Genomic DNA, 17497 nt, shown 5'->3' on the forward strand with positions numbered 1-17497 from the left:
GGCCTACACCTTAAATCCGGCTTGGGCTTGGACATATTCCTTGAGCTCGATGGGCACGGGCTGAACCTGCCAGATTTTGCGGCAATAGTCGCGGATGGATCGGTCGCTGGAAAACTTACCCATGCGAACGGCGTTGATGATGGACATGCGCGACCAGGTTTCTGGGTCTTGGTAGACGGCATCGGCCCGATCCTGGGCGTCCACATAGCTCTGGTAGTCAGCCATCAGCAGATAGGGATCGCCGTAGAGCAGGTTATCGGTGAGGGGCTTGAACAGGCCACCGTCGCCCTTGGCAAAGAAGCCGCAGTTGATTAGGTCGATGACTTCCTTCAGACGGGGGTTGCCATGGTAGTAGTCCCAGGGGTTGTAGCCGCTGGTCTTGAGGTCGTGAACTTGGTCGGCGGTGAGGCCAAACAGGAAAAAGTTTTCGTCCCCCACCAGTTCGCGAATTTCCACATTGGCCCCATCTAGGGTACCGATGGTGAGGGCACCGTTCATGGAGAATTTCATGTTTCCGGTGCCGGAGGCTTCCTTCCCGGCGGTGGAAATTTGCTCGGACAGGTCGGCGGCGGGATAGACCCGTTGGCCAAAGGTGACGTTGTAGTCGGGCAAGAAGACCACCTTGAGCCGATCTCCAATGGAGGGGTCGTTGTTGATCACATCCCCCACAGCGGTGATGAATTTGATCATCAGCTTGGCCATGAAGTAGCCCGGAGCCGCCTTGCCGCCAAAGATAAAGGTGCGCGGCGTTACCTCCAGGTTGGGGTTTTGCTTGATGCGCTCGTAGAGGGTAATGATGTGGAGGACGTTGAGGTGCTGGCGCTTGTATTCGTGGATGCGCTTTACCTGCACATCAAACATGGAGTCGGGGTTGACGGTGATGCCCGTGCGCTGACCAATGTAGGTGGCGAGATCCTGCTTAATGTCGTGCTTGATGTGCCGCCAGTATTCCCGGAATCCGGCGTCATCGGCGTAGCCTTCGATCTGGCGCAGTTGATCCATGTCTTGCAGCCAGCCATTGCCAATTTTCTCGGTATAGAGGGCGGCAAGGCGGGGGTTCGCTAAGGCAATCCAGCGGCGTGGGGTAACGCCATTGGTGACGTTGTGAATCTTGCCGGGGAATAGCTCATGGAAATCTTTCAGGATGGTTTGTTTCACTAGTTCCGTATGCAGCGCTGCCACGCCGTTGATGGCATAGCTGCCCAGGCTGGCCAGGTTCGCCATCCGTACATAGCGATGGCCCGATTCGTCAATCAACGATAGGCTAGCCAGTTTGACCGGGTCGTTGAGGTAATGCACCCGCACCTGATCCATGAAATGCTGGTTGATTTCGTAGATGATTTCCAAATGGCGGGGTAGCATTCCGCCAAACAGGGAAATCGACCATTTTTCCAGCGCTTCGGGCAACAGGGTATGGTTGGTGTAGGCAAAGGTGTGGCGGGTCACATCCCAGGCTTCATCCCAGCCCATGCCGTGGTCATCCACCAGCAGGCGCATCAGTTCCGCGACGCCCACAGCCGGGTGGGTGTCGTTGAGTTGGGCGGTAAATTTTTCGTGGAAGGTGCTGAGCTTGCAGCCCGCCCCCAAGTGGATGCGGATCATGTCTTGCAGGGCACAGGAGACAAAGAAAAACTGCTGCTCTAGGCGCAGTTGTTTGCCCTCGATCTGCTCGTCGTTGGGATAGAGCACCTTAGAAATGTTTTCGGAGGTCACTTTACTGTTGACGGCCCCGTAGTAGTCGCCCACATTAAAGGACTGAAAATCAAAGGATTCCACCGCCTCCGCCTTCCACAGCCGCAGGGTGTTGACGGTATTGACCTGGTAGCCAGGGATGGGGGTGTCGTAGGGGATGCCCTTCACCTGCTTGGCCGGAATCCAGCGCTTGCGGAAGCGGCCATCGGAGTCGATATAGCCCTCGGTGCGGCCCCCAAAGCCCACGGTAACAGCCGATTCGGGGTGGGCAATTTCCCAGGGGTTACCGTATTGCAGCCATTTATCGGTGCTTTCCACCTGCCAGCCATCGCGGATTTGCTGGTCAAAAATGCCAAACTCGTAGCGAATGCCGTAGCCAATGGCAGGGATTTGCAAACTGGCCATGGACTCCATATAGCAGGCCGCTAACCGTCCTAGGCCACCATTGCCCAGGCCCGGTTCCTCCTCCTGGGCGGCGATGGCGTCAAAATCCAGCCCAGATTCCTGCACCGCCTGCTTCACGGGTTCCTCAATGCCGAGGTTGATCAAATTTCGGCCTAGGTGTGGCCCCAGCAAAAATTCCGCCGACAGGTAGGTCACAATCCGCACCTCTGGGCGCAGGTAGTTACGGCTGGTGTTCAGCCAGCGCTGCATCATCCGATCCCGCACGGTGTAGGCCAGGGCCAGGTAGAAATCGTTGATGCTGGCCACCTCCGGCCATTTGCCCTGGATGTAGTACAGGTTATCGGCAAAGGCGCGGCGCAGGGTTTCTACACTCAAGCCAGTGCGGTCGTCTTCAACATCAACCGTGGGGCAAAAAGGAGGAATAGTCATGGCGCAACTCCTGAACAGAGGCAGAACGTACGGGCTTCCTAATCTTTGGTGCCTACCGCTACTGTAAGGGCGCTAGGTTATGAAAGGATTTAGGCCCGGAAAGGTTTAAGGTTTAAAGCTCGAAGCTGGGAACCGATTTGCCTGATAAAAGTGGCTTTGAGCGCCGAAGAGCCTTGCTGTACAGCAGTTTCATGGGTTCAGGCGAGAAAGGGGGAGCCAGCGTTCTAAGCGTAAATATTCACCAAAAGCGTAAACACTTTGAAAAAAACGTTCCCCTCTACGATGCCTTGAAGGCTGGGTTGGGTCAATCGCTGCCCTGGGCGCATCGAGGCCATTGGCCCACCTGTCTGTGGAGGCTGGTGGCGTTGATCCAGCGTGGGGAGGTGAGTCTAAGAGTGTTCCATAGAAATGACTATCCATTTGCCATGGCCTTCACCCTCACCCCTGCCCCTCTCCCCAAGGGCTACTGTGTACACATAAGTCCTTGACGTAGACGATATAGGGGATCGATCCCCCCTAGCCCCCCTTAAAAAGGGGGGAACCGGATTCAAAGTCCCCCTTAAAAAGGGGGATTTAGGGGGATCGCTAACTTTGGTCGGTAGTCCCCCAACCTCTAGATCCGCCCGAAATTAAGGTTTCACGCATATAACCAGGGGCATCGGAGAATTTTACATCTAGAGAATCGGCTTCTGGGTCAAACCAAACGGTTACAGATTTTGCCATAGATCGGCTTCCTGCTTGAGTTTATCCGTAGCGTTAATTTTGAGATTCCATAGCGGATTGCACTCGGTTGAAGTACATTGCGATGATCCCCCCTTCCCCCTTGATAAGGGGGGTACAGAGTGAGCCTTTGATTGATAACCTCTCCATCTGAATCATAATGTTTGTCATTGATGGCTGATTCAACATTATGACGCTATTTTTAGCTGATAGATAATGGGACGGTACGTCGGCTGAGGAATACTTTTACCTTGGGAACGTGCCGTTTCTAGCCATGTTTGTTTCGCAATTTCTAGCTCTCTGAGGGCTTCGGCTGGGGTTTCGCCAAAGGCAGAGCAAAATTTTAAGTTGGGAATATCGGCGATGTATCCTTCATCCTCTTCGCTGTAGAAAATATTGATGTGATAGTCCTTCATGCGTCTTCCTCTAAGCTCAGGTTATGGGTTTCAACTAAGGTTAAAAATTGTCTAACTTGATAAGGCTTTGCTTTCTCATCCCTTCCTCCCCTCAATGATGGCGCGTTCTGCGTCGGTGAGGCCGTAGAGGCGGGCGACGATGGTATCAATTTCAGCCTCGGCAGCGGCCACGGCTTGCCCCTGGGCGTTTAGGCAATGCTGCACCAGGGTTTCAATCCGGGCTTTGCAATGTACCCAACGGAACCCTACCGAGGTTGAAATCATGGCTGTTGACTCCTACGACCCAACTGATCTAGGAGGTTTTCAAGGTTCTCTATGGTGTTAATAGCGTTTTCAATTTCCTGCCGAGACACATTGACAAGTCGAGCATGACTCAGCGGATTCATAACTAGGCTACGGTACAACTCAACACCAGCGGCTAGATTTGCATCAATGTACTTAGGATTGCCGTTCTGATCTTTAGCATTTTTAATGGGTTCCCAGAAATCATTGCTGGTTAAATCTTTAGGCTTCTCGCGATATTTAACAGGAATATTTTTCTTTTCGCAAAACCACTTAATCTTGACCTCAAAAGCTGTTCGTAGATAGATCGCGGCAGCTTTGTGGTCATGGATTGCAAGATAAAATCTTGCTTTTTCTAGGTATCTTTGATTTTGTAATATTACTGGAATTTCATAATCTTCTCCACGTCCAGCATAAAGCTCAATGGCTTTCCAGTTGGAGAAATTTCGTTTAAGAATGTCATACCATTCTTTGTCATAGGTCATCAGAAAAATCTGATAATCGCTAAATTCTTCTTGGAGGATATCAATAACAGGTAATCGGTTCGACATATCTAACCCGATCAATACATCGTCTAGAACCAATATCTTAAGTTCACTGCTGGGATTGATTTGCAGAGATGCTAGATAGATGGAGAGGGCAATGGCAGATAGCTTTGCTTCGTTAAGAAATTGATGAGCCAAGGGAAAATGTCGATCATAAAAATTGATTTTCAAAAGAACACTTTGATTGTCGATTCGTTTTTCTGAAATATTAAGGGTGACTCCCTGAAAGTCAAATTCTAAGGAAATGGGATATCTAAACTTTTGAAGAATGTCGCCTAGTTCTTGCTGTAGTTGATTGAGAATTGCTTGCAAACCCTGATTGAAATTATCCAAGGTAGACTGATAGTCCTGGATTTTCTTATTATGATTTTGACGGGGAATGGGCATTTGTTTAATTGCTTCCCAATCCTCAATTAAACGATTTTGAGTAAATTCATTGCGGCTGTTGGCAAGAATAGTGTTAACCAAAAGATTAAATATATTGACTTCGCAGTCTTCAGGATGCAGGAAGTAAACTTCTAATAGTGCCTTATAGTCTAAAACTCCTTTGGTCTTAGCGGCATCCAGGATGATAGAATCGTCGGTTGTGCGACTGGCATTTGACCACTCAAAGGTGGTTTCAGGTTCGTTTTCATTGGCACGGGCTGAGATTTTTACATGGCCACCATCGGTATCGGCGGCAAAGAAATTGCGATAGTGATTAAAATTCAAGTTTCGCACATGGGAATCTAGAAAAAGCTCAATGGCTTTAAGCAACGATGATTTGCCACTGCCATTTTCTCCATAAATTAAGAGATTTTGGCCGTTTCTGCCAAGGTCAATGTCATGCTCAGCATAAAAAGCCTGAAAGTTTTTTAGGGAAATCTTTGTGATTCTCATTTTAAGCCTCGAATGATGCGAACGACGGGAACACTATCGAGAAAGAAGAGATTTTCTCGAATGGGGTGATCCTTCTTAAAGAGGCGTCTAAAAATACTGCGAAGTGATTCCATTGTATCGCCTGAGATTTGCTCTAAGGTTGGCAGGTTCTTGGTGGCTAGGTGAGACATAAAAGATTTATTGGCGGCATGGAGTTCTTCCGGCAAATAAAGCTCCATGATGGTTGCATCTACAATCTGCTCGAAATAGTTTAGCATCAGCTTGTCATCAGCCGAAGCCACCATTGCTTCACCATGACCAGGAATATCCTTCAGTTCCTTGGCCAAAAAGAGAATATAGTTCACCAACGTTTCAATCCGGGCTTTGTCTTCGGGAGAGGCGGGAGGAATGGGGATTTGAGAAACATATATTGATTTAAATCGCTTGAAATCACCACGAACCGAAGGACAAATCTGATCGATAAAGAATTGTACAATCGCAGAATTAAGAACGCCTGCTAGATAGGTAGAGTCTTCTGGAATGATAAATAAGGTGCAATCAGGATATAAGTTGTTAGTATCAAAAGTAAATTCACAACGAGCCGCAATATCTGGATAAATAATCTTAGGTCGCTCAAACTCTTGCCAGTAGGCAATGTTGTCTTGAATTTCGTACCATTCATAGCTTCCCGGCTTACGACCACCAGGATTTCCAGGGGTTAATCGATCTTTGAATTGGTGTAGATGTTTGTGAATAGCAGGGTATTTTTTAATATCAATGCCTCGACGGGTAAAAATAATCCACAAGTTTTGATAATCCACTCGCCAGCGTTTTACGTCGCGTCCGCGTAGAAAGGGTTTGAGGACTTCGGCGGAAGAGGGGTGTTCGGCGATCAGTCTATCGCGGGTGGCTTGGTCTACCACAAAGGCTTCATTAAACCCGGTTAAAATTCCTCGATAAAACCGATTATTCACATAGTCTCCCAGCGGGGTTCCGGCTTGGCGGAGTTTGGCTAGGAGGTTGAGGGCGGTGGCATCGGCAAATTGCCAGCCTTCGGCGGTGAGGGCGGTTTGGGGCATGGCAAAGGTTTGGGTTTGCACGGCGGTTTCAAACTGGTGGATGGGTTGTCCCATGTCCCAATTTAGGGCGTGGAAGTGGCCCGCTTCCGGGGATGGGGGCTTGCTTTTTTGAATAATGACAATCGTAGGATAGGCAATGGCGGCAAAGACAGGGGCATCGCCAAAGTCGATAATGCGCTGAATTTGGGTATTTTGGATAATCAGTTGACGGAGCTTTTTACCATAGGCCGCTCGGAACCATTTATTAGAGGAAATATAGGTAAGAACGCCATGATCTCGCAGCAGGTTTAGGCCACGTTCGTAGAAAAAGATATAGAGATCGGCGGTGCCTGTATAGGATTCGTAATTGGGCTTGAGTTGATCTTTGAGGTGTTTAATTTGCTCCTGTCGCACATAGGGCGGATTGCCGATAACAATATCAAATCCGCCCTGTTGTTGAAACACTTCGCTGAAGTAAATCTTGAAATCAAAGGTATCTTCGTTCCCGGTCAAGGTTTTAATCAGGGCTTTAATGTCTCGATTGAGCTTTGCTTTTCGTTCAGAATTGGTTTCATCAAAGAAATCAATCATCAACCGATCAAGCTGTTCTAGGGGCTGATAATTCAGCACACTGCCTTGATAAGGTTGCGTTCCTTCCCGATGATCTACACCGAGTAAGGAATTACCACAAACAATCTTGTAATCCAAATTTGGCAAGGGCTTAATGCGGGTGTAATCCTCCTCATCCACCACCAAAGACAACCACAGCCGCAGCTTGGCAATATCCACCGCACCGGGGTCAATATCCACCCCATAAATCGAATTTTGAATGGCATGGCGTTTGAAGGCATAGGCGGATCTGCCCTCATCCCCCCGGCCCCCTTCTCCCAAGGAGGGAGAAGGGGGAGATTTGGAAGGAATTTCTTGGGTTGAGAGAGGACTAGAAGCAAGTTTCTTGCCCCCCTCTCCCCAGGGAGAGGGGCTGGGGGTGAGGGCGGCCAGATAGGTGCTTAAAATCCCCCGTACCTTCACAATCTCCTGCATCATCCCCACCGGAAACGCCCCAGACCCAATCGCCGGATCGCAGATTTTGATCGCCGCTAGGGCTTGGTCAATTTCCGCCGCATGGGCACGTACCGCCTCCGGCACCCGAAACGAGTAGGTGCTGGTTTCGTTGCCCTTTTGCACCACCTGGGCATCGTGTTCCATCGCCCATTCCCCCTCCCGAATCAAGCGTTCCAGGTCTCCACGGGGCACCCGCTCACAGTATTCCTCCTGGGTGAGGGGCAATTGTCCAACGGTGGGCGTGGCAAACAGGCTGGCCTGCTGGGTGGGGGGCGGCATCAGTTCCACCGCCTGCCGATTGAGGGTGGTATCGAGGTAGTTAATCAAACTTTCTTGGCACATATAATGCACAATTTCGCGAGGCGTATAGAATGCCCCCTTGGCCTTGCGATCCGTCACCTCCAGCAAATTTTCAAACACCTTGCCCAGCATTTCTGGGTCAACCGCCACCTCCTTATCCAGCGGTTCATCCTCCCGCACCGTAAAGTTATACAGGTCAAAGGTATCGAGCACCTGCTGAATGGTTGGGTTGGCAATCAGCACATTGGTGGTTTGCCAGTCGTAGCCGCCGATGGGTTCAAACAATCCCCCATTCAAAAACGGAATCTTGCAGGGAGTTTGGCATCCCGGTAATTCGTAGAGCGATTCATCGCCGCGATGGCTGGCCAGGGCATCATAGAATAAGGGTTCTAAAACATCATTAAAAAAATTGTGGTATTGGATAGTTTCTTGGTTAAATAATCGGCGCAGAAAATCCTTTGGCCCCTGGCCCCAGGGTTGTCCCGGTTCCACCCCCAGCCAACCCTTCTTTTGGAGGAAGTAAAGAAATACGATCTGTCCCAATAGCTTTTTGGCAAAATTGGCCGGATCAATGTGCTTTTTGGAAAAGTCAGCCGAGATGGCGGTATCCGTTTGAATTAGGGCTTCTACCTCATCCCGCACCTGCAAAAATAGGGCTTTATATTGCCCAAAAAATTCCTGCGTTACCGATTCAATATTAAACGCTGCCTCCAACTCATCCAGGGTCGGATTTTGGCGATCATTCAGTAATAGTGGTAAAAGCTGCTGCTGGGCCGTATGGTTGGGTTCCGTTTGCCCCACCAAAAAGGAAGACCGCCGCGCCGCTGTCACCTCCTTAGTGGGTTTATAGCTACCATCGGCCTGCACCTCCAGGCGATAATCTAACCGCACTAAAGAGAACCGCCAATCCAGGGATTCATCGGTGGTATAGGCCACCAACGCCGCTTCTTTTTGACCCCGATCTTGCAGATATTGGGCCATAAAATTGCGCTGCATTGTCCGCGCCCGTTCCAGCGAAGACTGCCGATGCAGCCGCACCACTAACACATCAATGGTGTTGCCATCGGGGTCGATATATTGGCCAAGGCGCTTGTATTGTTTGACCTGGTTTCGATAGGTCTCTTTAATATAAGCGCCCTGAACATTGAGCGCCTTGGATTCATCCAGATCGTTCACCAAATTGCGGGCAAACTGCCGAAACTGGGCTTCCTCAAAGGGTCGTTGTAGGGTGTTGGTGAGCAACGTTTTGGCGCTGGTTTTGTCCATGGTTTTATCCTTAGCAAATGGCCCACACCCCCAGATCCCTCACCCCCAGCCCCTCTCCCCCTGGGAGAGGGGGGCCGGAAGGAGTTTTCCTACCGTACGTCCTTGGAGATCCCCCTAAATCCCCCTTAAAAAGGGGGACTTTGACTCCGCTCCCCCCCTTGGTAAGGGAGGCTAGGGGGGATCAACCCCAGGCATCAAGCAGCACAGGGGACTTTGACTCCGGTTCCCCCCTTGGTAAGGGGGGCTAGGGGGGATCAACTCTAGGCATCAAGCAGCACAGAGACTTATGTATAAGCAGTAGCTCCATGGGAGAGGGATTTAGGGTGAGGGCGACCCTGGCGGGTAGAGGTATTCCGATAGAACGACCTCCCGGCTTTGGCCCCATTGGGGGATGGGGGTGGGTTCGGGTTCGGCCAGTAGGGCAATGGGGACGGTTCGCTTCAGTGCATTCAGCAGTTTGAGCGGGTCTCCGGCAATGGGTTTGATGGCTTGCTGTACCTTTTTGGCCGTGGGTTTCGGAATCCGCCCTTCCTCAAAGGCGATCCGCACTACTTTTAGGAATGCCTCATCTTCATCGGTAAAGCCGCGAAACCTACGAATATCTTTAGCTTTCAGACATTGAATGACAAATTTATCGTAGGTGCTGCCGCCTCGCCCTAGGGCCGGGGCCAAATCTGGCATTTGTTCTAGGGCCACAAAGGCGTCTTTATTCTGTTGCAGCAAGTCGTAGTAGCGTTTGGGGATGGGCTGCTTGGGATGGTCGGGTTCGCACTCCAGCCAATCTACCGCCTGAAAAAAGTCGATTTCCTGGGTGGTGGTGCCGTCGGATAGAAAGAATTTCTTTAGCGCTCCCTGCCGAAAAAACGTCAGCAGTTGGCCCTCCTGGCTCCCCTCTCCCAAGGAGGGAGAAGCGAGGAGTTGGCCCTCATCCCCCCGGCCCCCTTCTCCCAAGGAGGGAGAAGGGGGAGATTTGGAAAGAATTTCCTGTGTTGAGAGAAGACTAGAAGAAAGCTTCTTGCTCCCCTCTCCCATCTTGGGAGAGGGGCTGGGGGTGAGGGTCTTGATCCGCTGGGCGGTGCGGGCCTTGCGGGGTAGTTTTTTGATGGTCTCGAAGAGGTGCGGTTGCTGGTCGCGAATTTGGCGCAGGAGTTGTAAATATTCCAGTTCCGACCGTTCCTCGGCCTCGGTGCCCTGTTCGTAGCTTTCTCGTCGGTTTAGGGTGTGATAGAGCCGATCTCCAAATAACTCGTGGGTGGTCACTTCTTCCTCTTCACTGAGGTATTTGGCATCTTCCCCTAGGGTGTCGTGGAAGGCTTGAATTTTGGCCACGATGTTTTCCTCTAGCCCTAGCTGGGCCTCCGATTGGGCCGTTGGAAAACAGTTAAAAATGTAAACCTGGTCATGGGCGGTTCCCACCCGATTTACTCGCCCCACCCGCTGCAAAACTCGCGTGGGGTTCCAGGGCAGGTCATAATTCACCACCACATTGGCGCGATGTAGGTTAATGCCCTCCGCCAACACATCGGTGGTAATTAAAATCCGAATACGATCTTCCTGCGTGGAATGATTTGGATCAAAGTTTTGTTGAATCAGAGTTTTCGCCACAGAGGGATTATGGTACACAGGCTCTCCAGATGCGTTATACACACCGCCCTTACTGGCATAAAACATCACCTGGTGGGGAAATTTGGCATCCAAAGTGGCGTAAAGATGATCCCCCGTTTCCTTGGATTCGGTAAAAATTACCAGTTGTTGATCCTTCAGATGGGAATGGCTTTGCAAATCTGCCACAAACTGATTCAGTTTGGGATCATCCTCCAGCCGATGCCACAGGGTTTGAATATCTTGCAGCAGGATTAAATCTGCCCGTAGATCCTGGAGAAAGTCATCATTAAAATCGGTGGCTTGGTAAACCTGAACCCGATTTTGTTCAACTTCAGTGAGCAGTTCATCGGGATTGTCTCGCTCTAGCAAATCGTAGACATCCAGATCTTTACTAATTAACACCGTGCCCTGTTCCACCATGGCGATGAACTTTTCATAGGACTCAATAAACCGCCCTAGGGTACGCTTAAAGGCATAGAAACTGCTTTCTAGACGTTTCACTAAAATCGCCCGCATAAAGCCACCAATATTGCGCTGGCTTTGGCGGGTAAAGCTCGAAACTTGCTGATTCAAATACAACAGCGGCGTATAGCGGGCATAGGACAACCGCCGCAATAGCCGCATGGTTTGGTTAAAGACCCATTCCGTTTTGTCATCAAACTGATAGATAATTTTCTGGGGCTCCGCCAGTTTAGGAAACATCAATCCCTGCTGAGTCAGGTCTTCGGCAAAGTAATTTAGAATCTCGCTACGGGTACGGCGTACCATCACATAGCGCAACACCTTGGTCCGAATTTCCTGGGAAACGGCTTTGAGGGTCGTCCAATACTCAGGATCGGTCTTCTCATACTGATCCAGCCGCTTTTGCAACGCCTTAAAGAATTGCTCCAGGTTAGCAATGCCGGGAATGGTGCTTTTCCGGGCAGGTTGGAACAGCTTAAGCTGGTTAAAAATATCACTAATGCGGTTATTCAAAGGCGTAGCCGAGACGAGAATGACCTGCTTTCCGGCACAAATTTGGAAGAGGTTTTCATAGGCTTGGGTGCCTTCATTACGAAAACGGTGGGCTTCATCAATCAGCACATAGCGAAATTTCTTCAAATCTCGCTGCAAGAGGGCATCCAGCTTCCCCAAGGATTCCACCTCGTAGCCGCGAATCCCAAAGTCATAGAACGTTTCTCGCCAATAGTCCTGTAACACCGGAGGACAAATCACCAAAATTCGTCCCTGGATCTGTTGGGCCAATAGGGCCGAAATGTAGGTTTTCCCTAGCCCCACCACATCTGCTAAAAAGACGCCCCCATAGGCATCCAGAATTTTCTTGGCAGAGGTCACGGCCTGTTTTTGGTAGGCCAATTCCATAAAGCTATCGGGTAGATAAATATCTAGATCATCTTCATCAAGGTTAATATCTTCCTTGAGATATTCATAGAGAAACTTGAGGTAAAGTTCGTAGGGGGTAATCGTGTCGTTGAGCCAGGTTTGCTGTTGAACGGTGGCCACATAGTCAGCGGAAATATCCACCGCCTCCGCCCACAGGGCTTCAAACTGTTCTAGGGCAAATTCCACATCCGCTCGATCCTTCAGTTCCACATTAAATTCTCGGTTGGCCACCAGTCCTGACCAGGAGAAATTGCTCGATCCAGTAATCACTCGCCCAAAGTCTCGATCCTCCTCCCCAAACCGACTGATATACACCTTGGCATGGAGATTGGCACTGGGATAGGCTTTGATTTCGAGCTTTCCAGACCGAATAAAGTCAATGAATTTCTGCACTCCTAACTCGGTTGCGTAGGTGTCTTGGGCCTGGGTAATCTCGGCGGCAACTTGCTCCCGCGCCTGATCCTTCGTGCGCTTGTGGGACTCAAAATCCAGATCCATTTGTGCCTGGGCCGTTTCGATCCATTCAAAGGCCTTTTGATCCACCGTTAGGCCCACCAAAATCCGAATGTGATCCACCGATTCTAGGGCGTCATACAGTTGATAAAACCCACTGGTGCGGAAATAGCCCACCAGCACGTCAAAATACTGCACATCCGACAACGTTCGCTTGAAGCGATCTAGAAGCGTGGCTCCTGGTTCGTTGGTAAAAAACGTGAGATCCGTAGTCATAGAGGAGGGGTGGGGGCTGAATTAACTCCTGATTGTAGCCCTCGATGTCTAAAACAACGGATCGTCGCAACAGCCCGAGGCAAGGACAGCCCTGCCAACAAGGCGCTTAAGCCCCTTGCCTGTCGCATGTGACTGAAATCCGCCAGATCACACTAACAGTCAAGATTAGGCCAGCACGGGCTCGGCTTTGATGGCAAAGATGCGCTCAATGGTGTCTTCCACGGAGCGGTCGGGGGTGGAGGCTCCTGAGGTGACGCCGACGACGACGGGGCCAGCGGGCAGCCAGTTTTCCGTGACCGCCATCTCCCCATGGAGGAGCTTGTGTTCGATGCGGTTGCCGGGGCCAATGCGGCTGGCGCTGTCGATGTGGTAGGAGGGAATGTTTCGCTCCACGGCAATTTCTTGCAGGTGGGTGGTATTGGAGGAATTGTAGCCGCCGATCACCACCATCACATCGAGGGTTTCATCCACCAGTTTGAACATGGCGTCCTGCCGTTCCTGGGTGGCATCGCAGATGGTGTTGAAGCTGAGGAAATGATCGTTGAGGGCTTGGGGGCCATACTTTTTCAGCATGGTGTGTTCAAAGAGTTTGCCGATTTGCTCGGTTTCGCCCTTTAGCATGGTGGTTTGGTTGGCGATGCCGATGCGATCTAGGTCGGTGTCGGGATCGAACCCGGTGGAACAGGCGTTGCCAAACTTAGCCATAAATTCCCCACGGTTGCCGCCATTGAGGATGTAGTCGGCCACGTATTGCGCCTGATCCAGATTCAGGACAATCAAATACTTACCCGCAAAGGAGCTGGTGGCCACGGTTTCCTCATGGTTATATTTGCCGTGGATGATGGAGGTGTGGTCTTTTTTCTTATGCTTTTCCACGGTGTTCCACACTTTGGAAACCCAGGGGCAGGTGGTATCCACAATGGTGCAGCCCTTGTCGTTCAGGAGCTGCATTTCCTGGACACTGGCCCCAAAGGCGGGCAGAATCACCACATCCCCCTGGCCCACCACCGAAAAATCCTTGTCGTTATTTTGCACCTCAATAAAGGCGACGTTCATGTCCTTGAGGCGCTGGTTAACGCTGGGATTGTGGATGATCTCATTGGTAATCCAAATCCGCTCCGTGGGGAAGTGCTGCCGAGTTTCGTAGGCCATGGCCACCGCCCGCTCCACGCCCCAGCAAAAGCCGAAGGCCTCCGCCAGTTTGATGGTGACGTTGCCGCGAGTGAGGGTGTAGTTCAGGGCGCGAATTTCCTGGATCAGGCCACTGTTGTATTCGGTCTGCATTTGGCCCGCCACGTCATCCCCATGGCCAAAGCCCTGACGAAAATACTTGTCGGAGTGGTGCAGGGATCGCTTAAAGGCCTTGGTATCCATCGGTATTTTCCAGAGTGGCGACACGTTACCTAGAATAACGGGTTGTGAACCGGGTTTTAGTGCCCCCAGCCTAGGAAAATCTCTATGGTTAGGGCAAAGGTGACGCGCTAGACAGCGGATTTCCTCGTCTATGGAGGCAGTGGCTATGATAAATCCATGCGCCCCCAGGGAACCGCCATGGTACAAGCCGACCTTTACAAGAATCTCCCCACCAGCGACGAGCTGCCCGACGCCGACGATACCCCCGTGGACAACGAAGACCAAAATCTTTTACCCAACTACCTACTCTTTTTGCTGCAACGGATCTGGGCCGACCGCCAAGACTGGTACTTTGGTGTGGATATGGGCATTTACCACACCACGGGGAAGGATCACCGTGTTCCGGTGATTCCCGACGGCTTTTTGGCCCTGGGGGTGCCCCGCCGCAAGCCCGGTCAACGCTTCCGCAGAAGCTATGTGGTCTGGGAAGAAGCGGGCGTTGTACCCACCATGGCCCTAGAGATGGTGTCCTGGAGTCCTGGTGGGGAATACGTCGAAAAAATGGACATCTACGCCAACCTCGGCGTCTTGTACTACGTCATCTACAACCCAGAATACTGGGGCCGGGACAAGCACCAACCCTTTGAAGTCTACAAGCGAATCGGTGAGAAATACCACCTCCAGCGGGGTGAACCCTACTGGATGCCGGAGGCAGGGCTGGCCATTGGTCGAGCCCAGGGGCTCCTCGGCGGCGAAATCCGAGAGGTGCTGTCCTGGTTTGATGCCGAGGGCAACCGCTACCCTTCCGCCGAGGAACAGGCCCAGGATTTTCAAGCCCAGGCCCAGCAAGAACGGCAGGCTCGGCTGGCGGCGATTATGCCGCTTCAGCGAATGGGCTTGACCCCGGCACAGATTGCCGAGGCACTTCAGTTATCCCTAGAGGTGGTCGAAGAAAGCCTCGGCCAGATCACCCCTGATTGATTCCCCCCAAGGTCGGACGGGCAAGGAGGTCGGACGGGCAAAGAGGTCGGACGAGCGAGGAGACCTAGCCCCTACGGTTTGGTGGGGTAGAGGCGGGGTGGGATGTTGGGAGGGCCATCAACCGCTCAGCAGGGCTTCGATGAATTCGTAGCTGGAGAAGGGGCGCAGATCTTCGATGCCCTCCCCGGCACCGATGAAGCGGATAGGCAGGCCCAGTTGCTCCACCACCGCTAGGGCCACACCACCCTTGGCCGTACCGTCGAGCTTGGTCAGCACCACGCCACTGAGGTTGGCCGCTTCGGCAAAGACCTCCGCTTGGCGCAACCCATTTTGGCCCAGGGTGGCATCCAGCACCAGCAGGGCTTCGATTTTGGCATTGGGGGCGTTTTTATCGACGATGCGGCGGATTTTGGCCAGTTCGTCCATTAGGTTTTTCTTGTTTTGCAAGCGGCCCGCCGTATCCACCAGCAGCAGGTCGATCTGGCGGGAGTTGGCGGCGGCAATGGCATCGTACACCACGGCGGCGGGGTCGGTGTTCTTGCCGGGATTGGCGATTACCTCCACCTCACTGCGAGCCCCCCAGGCCTTCACCTGCTCCACGGCGGCGGCCCGGAAGGTATCGGCGGCGGCGATCAGGGTGTTGTAGCCCGACTTTTTGGCCACATGGGCCAGCTTGCCGATGGTGGTGGTTTTCCCGGCCCCGTTCACCCCGGTCATCAGCCAAATATTCAGGGTTTCCTTCTCCGGCACAAACAGCAGGTTGTGGGAGTCGCCCAGGGGGGCATCCAGCATGTCGCGCAGGATGGTTTTCAGGTAGGCAATGGCCTGATCCGGCGGCAGCACCTCGTTCCGCATCCGGTTTTGCAGGGCTTCGATGACCTTATCTGTCGCCGCCACGCCCACATCCGCCTGGAGCAGCAGCGCCTCAATTTCCATCACCGCATCCTCGTTCAGCGGCCCCTGGCCCACGATAGCCTTCAGTTGGTTCACCAAACTCAGACGAGTTTTGCTCAGCCCCTGCCGCAGCCGCTTCAGCCAGGTAATTTCCTCGGCAGAAATCTCGTCCGGTCGCCGCCCCTGGGCCGCCAACACCTCCGCCGACCACAGGAAGGCTTCATCCAAATCAATATCCGGCAGGATCAGTTCTGGAGTCGTGACAGCCGCCACAGGCTCCGGTTCCGGCTCTGGCTCCACAATGGCGGTTTCCTGCAAGCGCTCTAGCCGCTGCAAGCGTTCTTCCTCGGCCCTGGCCCAAAAGGGAACACTGGCCTGGGGTTCTGGTTCAGCCACGGGTGCGGCCACGGGTTCAGCAACCGAGGATTCCGCCCCGGCTTCAGCCACAGGTTCGATCTCGGACTCAGCGACCGCTTCGGTCACAGGTTCATCAACAGACTCCGTAACAGAGATTTCTGCCTCAGAGGGGCTTTCTGCAACGACGGCAGCGGGTTCTTCAGAAGTTTCTTCTTCCGGGACAGCGGCTTCCGATTCAGACGCATCGGCGGCGGATTCCTCAAGGATAAGTTCCTCGATCACGGATTCCGCTTCAGGGGCAACTTCTGGCTCAACCTCAGCGATAACAGCGGGCTCCGGTTCTACCACGGATTCTACAGCAGCCGTCTCAGCAACCCGATCCTCGGCAGGTTCAGGGGTTACAGATTCGGCAGATTCGGCAGATTCGACACGGGTTTCAGCCTCAGGTTCCACCGCTGCGGGTTCTGGGGCTGGCTCGGTTGGAGTCTCGACCGCTTTTGCTTCGGCCTGTTGTTTTTGAATATTTTGCGCCGCCGCCTTGGCCCAGGCGAGTTTCTCCTCTGGGGTCATCTCAGCCAAGGATTTGGGCGCGGCTGGAGCTTCGGCCTCAGCCTTCTCCGGGGTAGGTTCCGGCGTCACCGTTTCGGTGGGTTTAGGCTCGGCCTTGGCCGCATCGGACTTTTCAAAACCACGCCGAAACCAGTTGAACACCATACCAGCCCTACCTACCTTGGGGAGACGTTACGCTTCTTTATAGTGATACTCTATCGCGGCACCGTCATTGCGGCACCGTCCCTAGAGTCGCCTGTATCGAAGGGGGTACAACCCATACACACCCCATAAATGCGCACCCCATTCAGGCCGGACTGATCGCCGCCACCGCGATGAGGAGTAGCCCGCCGCCCTGGGGTACTCTGTAATTTCACTGACTTGGCTGATCAGCGGGATAGGCCGAATTCGCGCCTGCCTCCGTCCTCCCCTGTCCCTAAACTTCGCTCGGAAACGTTCCTAAGGCCCGAAAACCCAGACTGGGCAGTCAACATAGCCCATCCGGAAGAAGGCGTTGGCTTTTAACTAATCTTAAGAATTGTATGGATTGGGTAGTGAAATCTCTTAAGAATCATATAAGTTTTAAGGCTGCGCCCCCGTATGATTGCAG

At 52.4% G+C, this 17497-nt stretch carries 10 protein-coding genes; 1 reads left to right on the forward strand and 9 read right to left on the reverse strand.

Features of this window, described 5'->3' with window-relative positions; all coding sequences use genetic code 11:
* Positions 1-3: 3 nt before the first annotated feature.
* The 7 genes from H6G62_RS07070 to H6G62_RS07100 form a co-directional block, all read right to left on the reverse strand.
* Positions 4-2526 carry a glycogen/starch/alpha-glucan phosphorylase gene (locus H6G62_RS07070; RefSeq protein ID WP_190493467.1) on the reverse strand — a complete coding sequence of 841 codons (2523 nt, stop codon included), beginning with the start codon at positions 2524-2526 and terminating at the stop codon, positions 4-6.
* A gap of 908 nt (positions 2527-3434) precedes the next feature.
* A complete protein-coding gene (locus tag H6G62_RS07075; protein WP_190493468.1) occupies positions 3435-3662 on the reverse strand; it encodes a type II toxin-antitoxin system HicB family antitoxin in 228 nt (75 codons plus the stop codon).
* Positions 3663-3737: 75 nt separating this feature from the next.
* Complete coding sequence (locus tag H6G62_RS07080) at positions 3738-3926, reverse strand: hypothetical protein (RefSeq protein ID WP_190493469.1); 189 nt, start codon at positions 3924-3926, stop codon at positions 3738-3740.
* Entirely contained in the window at positions 3923-5368 is a 1446-nt protein-coding gene (locus H6G62_RS07085; RefSeq protein ID WP_190493471.1) for an AAA family ATPase, read from the reverse strand. Before H6G62_RS07085 ends, H6G62_RS07080 begins: the two co-directional genes overlap by 4 nt.
* Positions 5365-9036, reverse strand: a complete 3672-nt coding sequence (locus H6G62_RS07090) for a TaqI-like C-terminal specificity domain-containing protein (protein ID WP_190493473.1) — start codon at positions 9034-9036, stop codon at positions 5365-5367. The genes H6G62_RS07085 and H6G62_RS07090 overlap by 4 nt, the downstream gene beginning before the upstream one ends.
* 318 nt (positions 9037-9354) lie before the next feature.
* Entirely contained in the window at positions 9355-12753 is a 3399-nt protein-coding gene (locus H6G62_RS07095) for a helicase-related protein (protein ID WP_199324806.1), read from the reverse strand.
* Between the two features lie 165 nt (positions 12754-12918).
* A complete protein-coding gene (locus tag H6G62_RS07100; RefSeq protein ID WP_190493475.1) occupies positions 12919-14127 on the reverse strand; it encodes a 4-hydroxy-3-methylbut-2-enyl diphosphate reductase in 1209 nt (402 codons plus the stop codon).
* Between the two features lie 177 nt (positions 14128-14304).
* On the opposite strand from H6G62_RS07100, the gene H6G62_RS07105 reads away from it, so the two are divergent.
* On the forward strand, positions 14305-15087 hold the full coding sequence (locus tag H6G62_RS07105; RefSeq protein ID WP_190493537.1) for a Uma2 family endonuclease: 783 nt from the start codon (positions 14305-14307) through the stop codon (positions 15085-15087).
* 117 nt (positions 15088-15204) lie between these two features.
* Here H6G62_RS07105 and ftsY read toward each other — a convergent pair whose 3' ends face one another.
* Together ftsY and H6G62_RS07115 are read right to left on the reverse strand one after the other, a co-directional pair.
* The gene (gene ftsY, locus H6G62_RS07110) at positions 15205-17052 is read right to left on the reverse strand and encodes a signal recognition particle-docking protein FtsY (protein ID WP_190493477.1); all 1848 of its coding nucleotides are present in this window, start codon (positions 17050-17052) and stop codon (positions 15205-15207) included.
* Between the two features lie 50 nt (positions 17053-17102).
* A complete protein-coding gene (locus H6G62_RS07115; RefSeq protein ID WP_190493479.1) occupies positions 17103-17264 on the reverse strand; it encodes a hypothetical protein in 162 nt (53 codons plus the stop codon).
* Positions 17265-17497 lie beyond the last annotated feature (233 nt).

This window comes from Phormidium sp. FACHB-1136, assembly GCF_014697375.1.
Classification (GTDB): Bacteria; Cyanobacteriota; Cyanobacteriia; order Phormidesmidales; family Phormidesmidaceae; genus Nodosilinea.

Bases quoted from the DNA above. Each gene is read 5' to 3' on its own strand.
- H6G62_RS07070 (WP_190493467.1), bottom strand. From the start codon at position 2,526: ATGACTATTCCTCCTTTTTGCCCCACGGTTGATGTTGAAGACGACCGC.
- H6G62_RS07075 (WP_190493468.1), bottom strand. From the start codon at position 3,662: ATGAAGGACTATCACATCAATATTTTCTACAGCGAAGAGGATGAAGGA.
- H6G62_RS07080 (WP_190493469.1), bottom strand. From the start codon at position 3,926: ATGATTTCAACCTCGGTAGGGTTCCGTTGGGTACATTGCAAAGCCCGG.
- H6G62_RS07085 (WP_190493471.1), bottom strand. From the start codon at position 5,368: ATGAGAATCACAAAGATTTCCCTAAAAAACTTTCAGGCTTTTTATGCT.
- H6G62_RS07090 (WP_190493473.1), bottom strand. From the start codon at position 9,036: ATGGACAAAACCAGCGCCAAAACGTTGCTCACCAACACCCTACAACGA.
- H6G62_RS07095 (WP_199324806.1), bottom strand. From the start codon at position 12,753: ATGACTACGGATCTCACGTTTTTTACCAACGAACCAGGAGCCACGCTT.
- H6G62_RS07100 (WP_190493475.1), bottom strand. From the start codon at position 14,127: ATGGATACCAAGGCCTTTAAGCGATCCCTGCACCACTCCGACAAGTAT.
- H6G62_RS07105 (WP_190493537.1), top strand. From the start codon at position 14,305: ATGGTACAAGCCGACCTTTACAAGAATCTCCCCACCAGCGACGAGCTG.
- ftsY (WP_190493477.1), bottom strand. From the start codon at position 17,052: ATGGTGTTCAACTGGTTTCGGCGTGGTTTTGAAAAGTCCGATGCGGCC.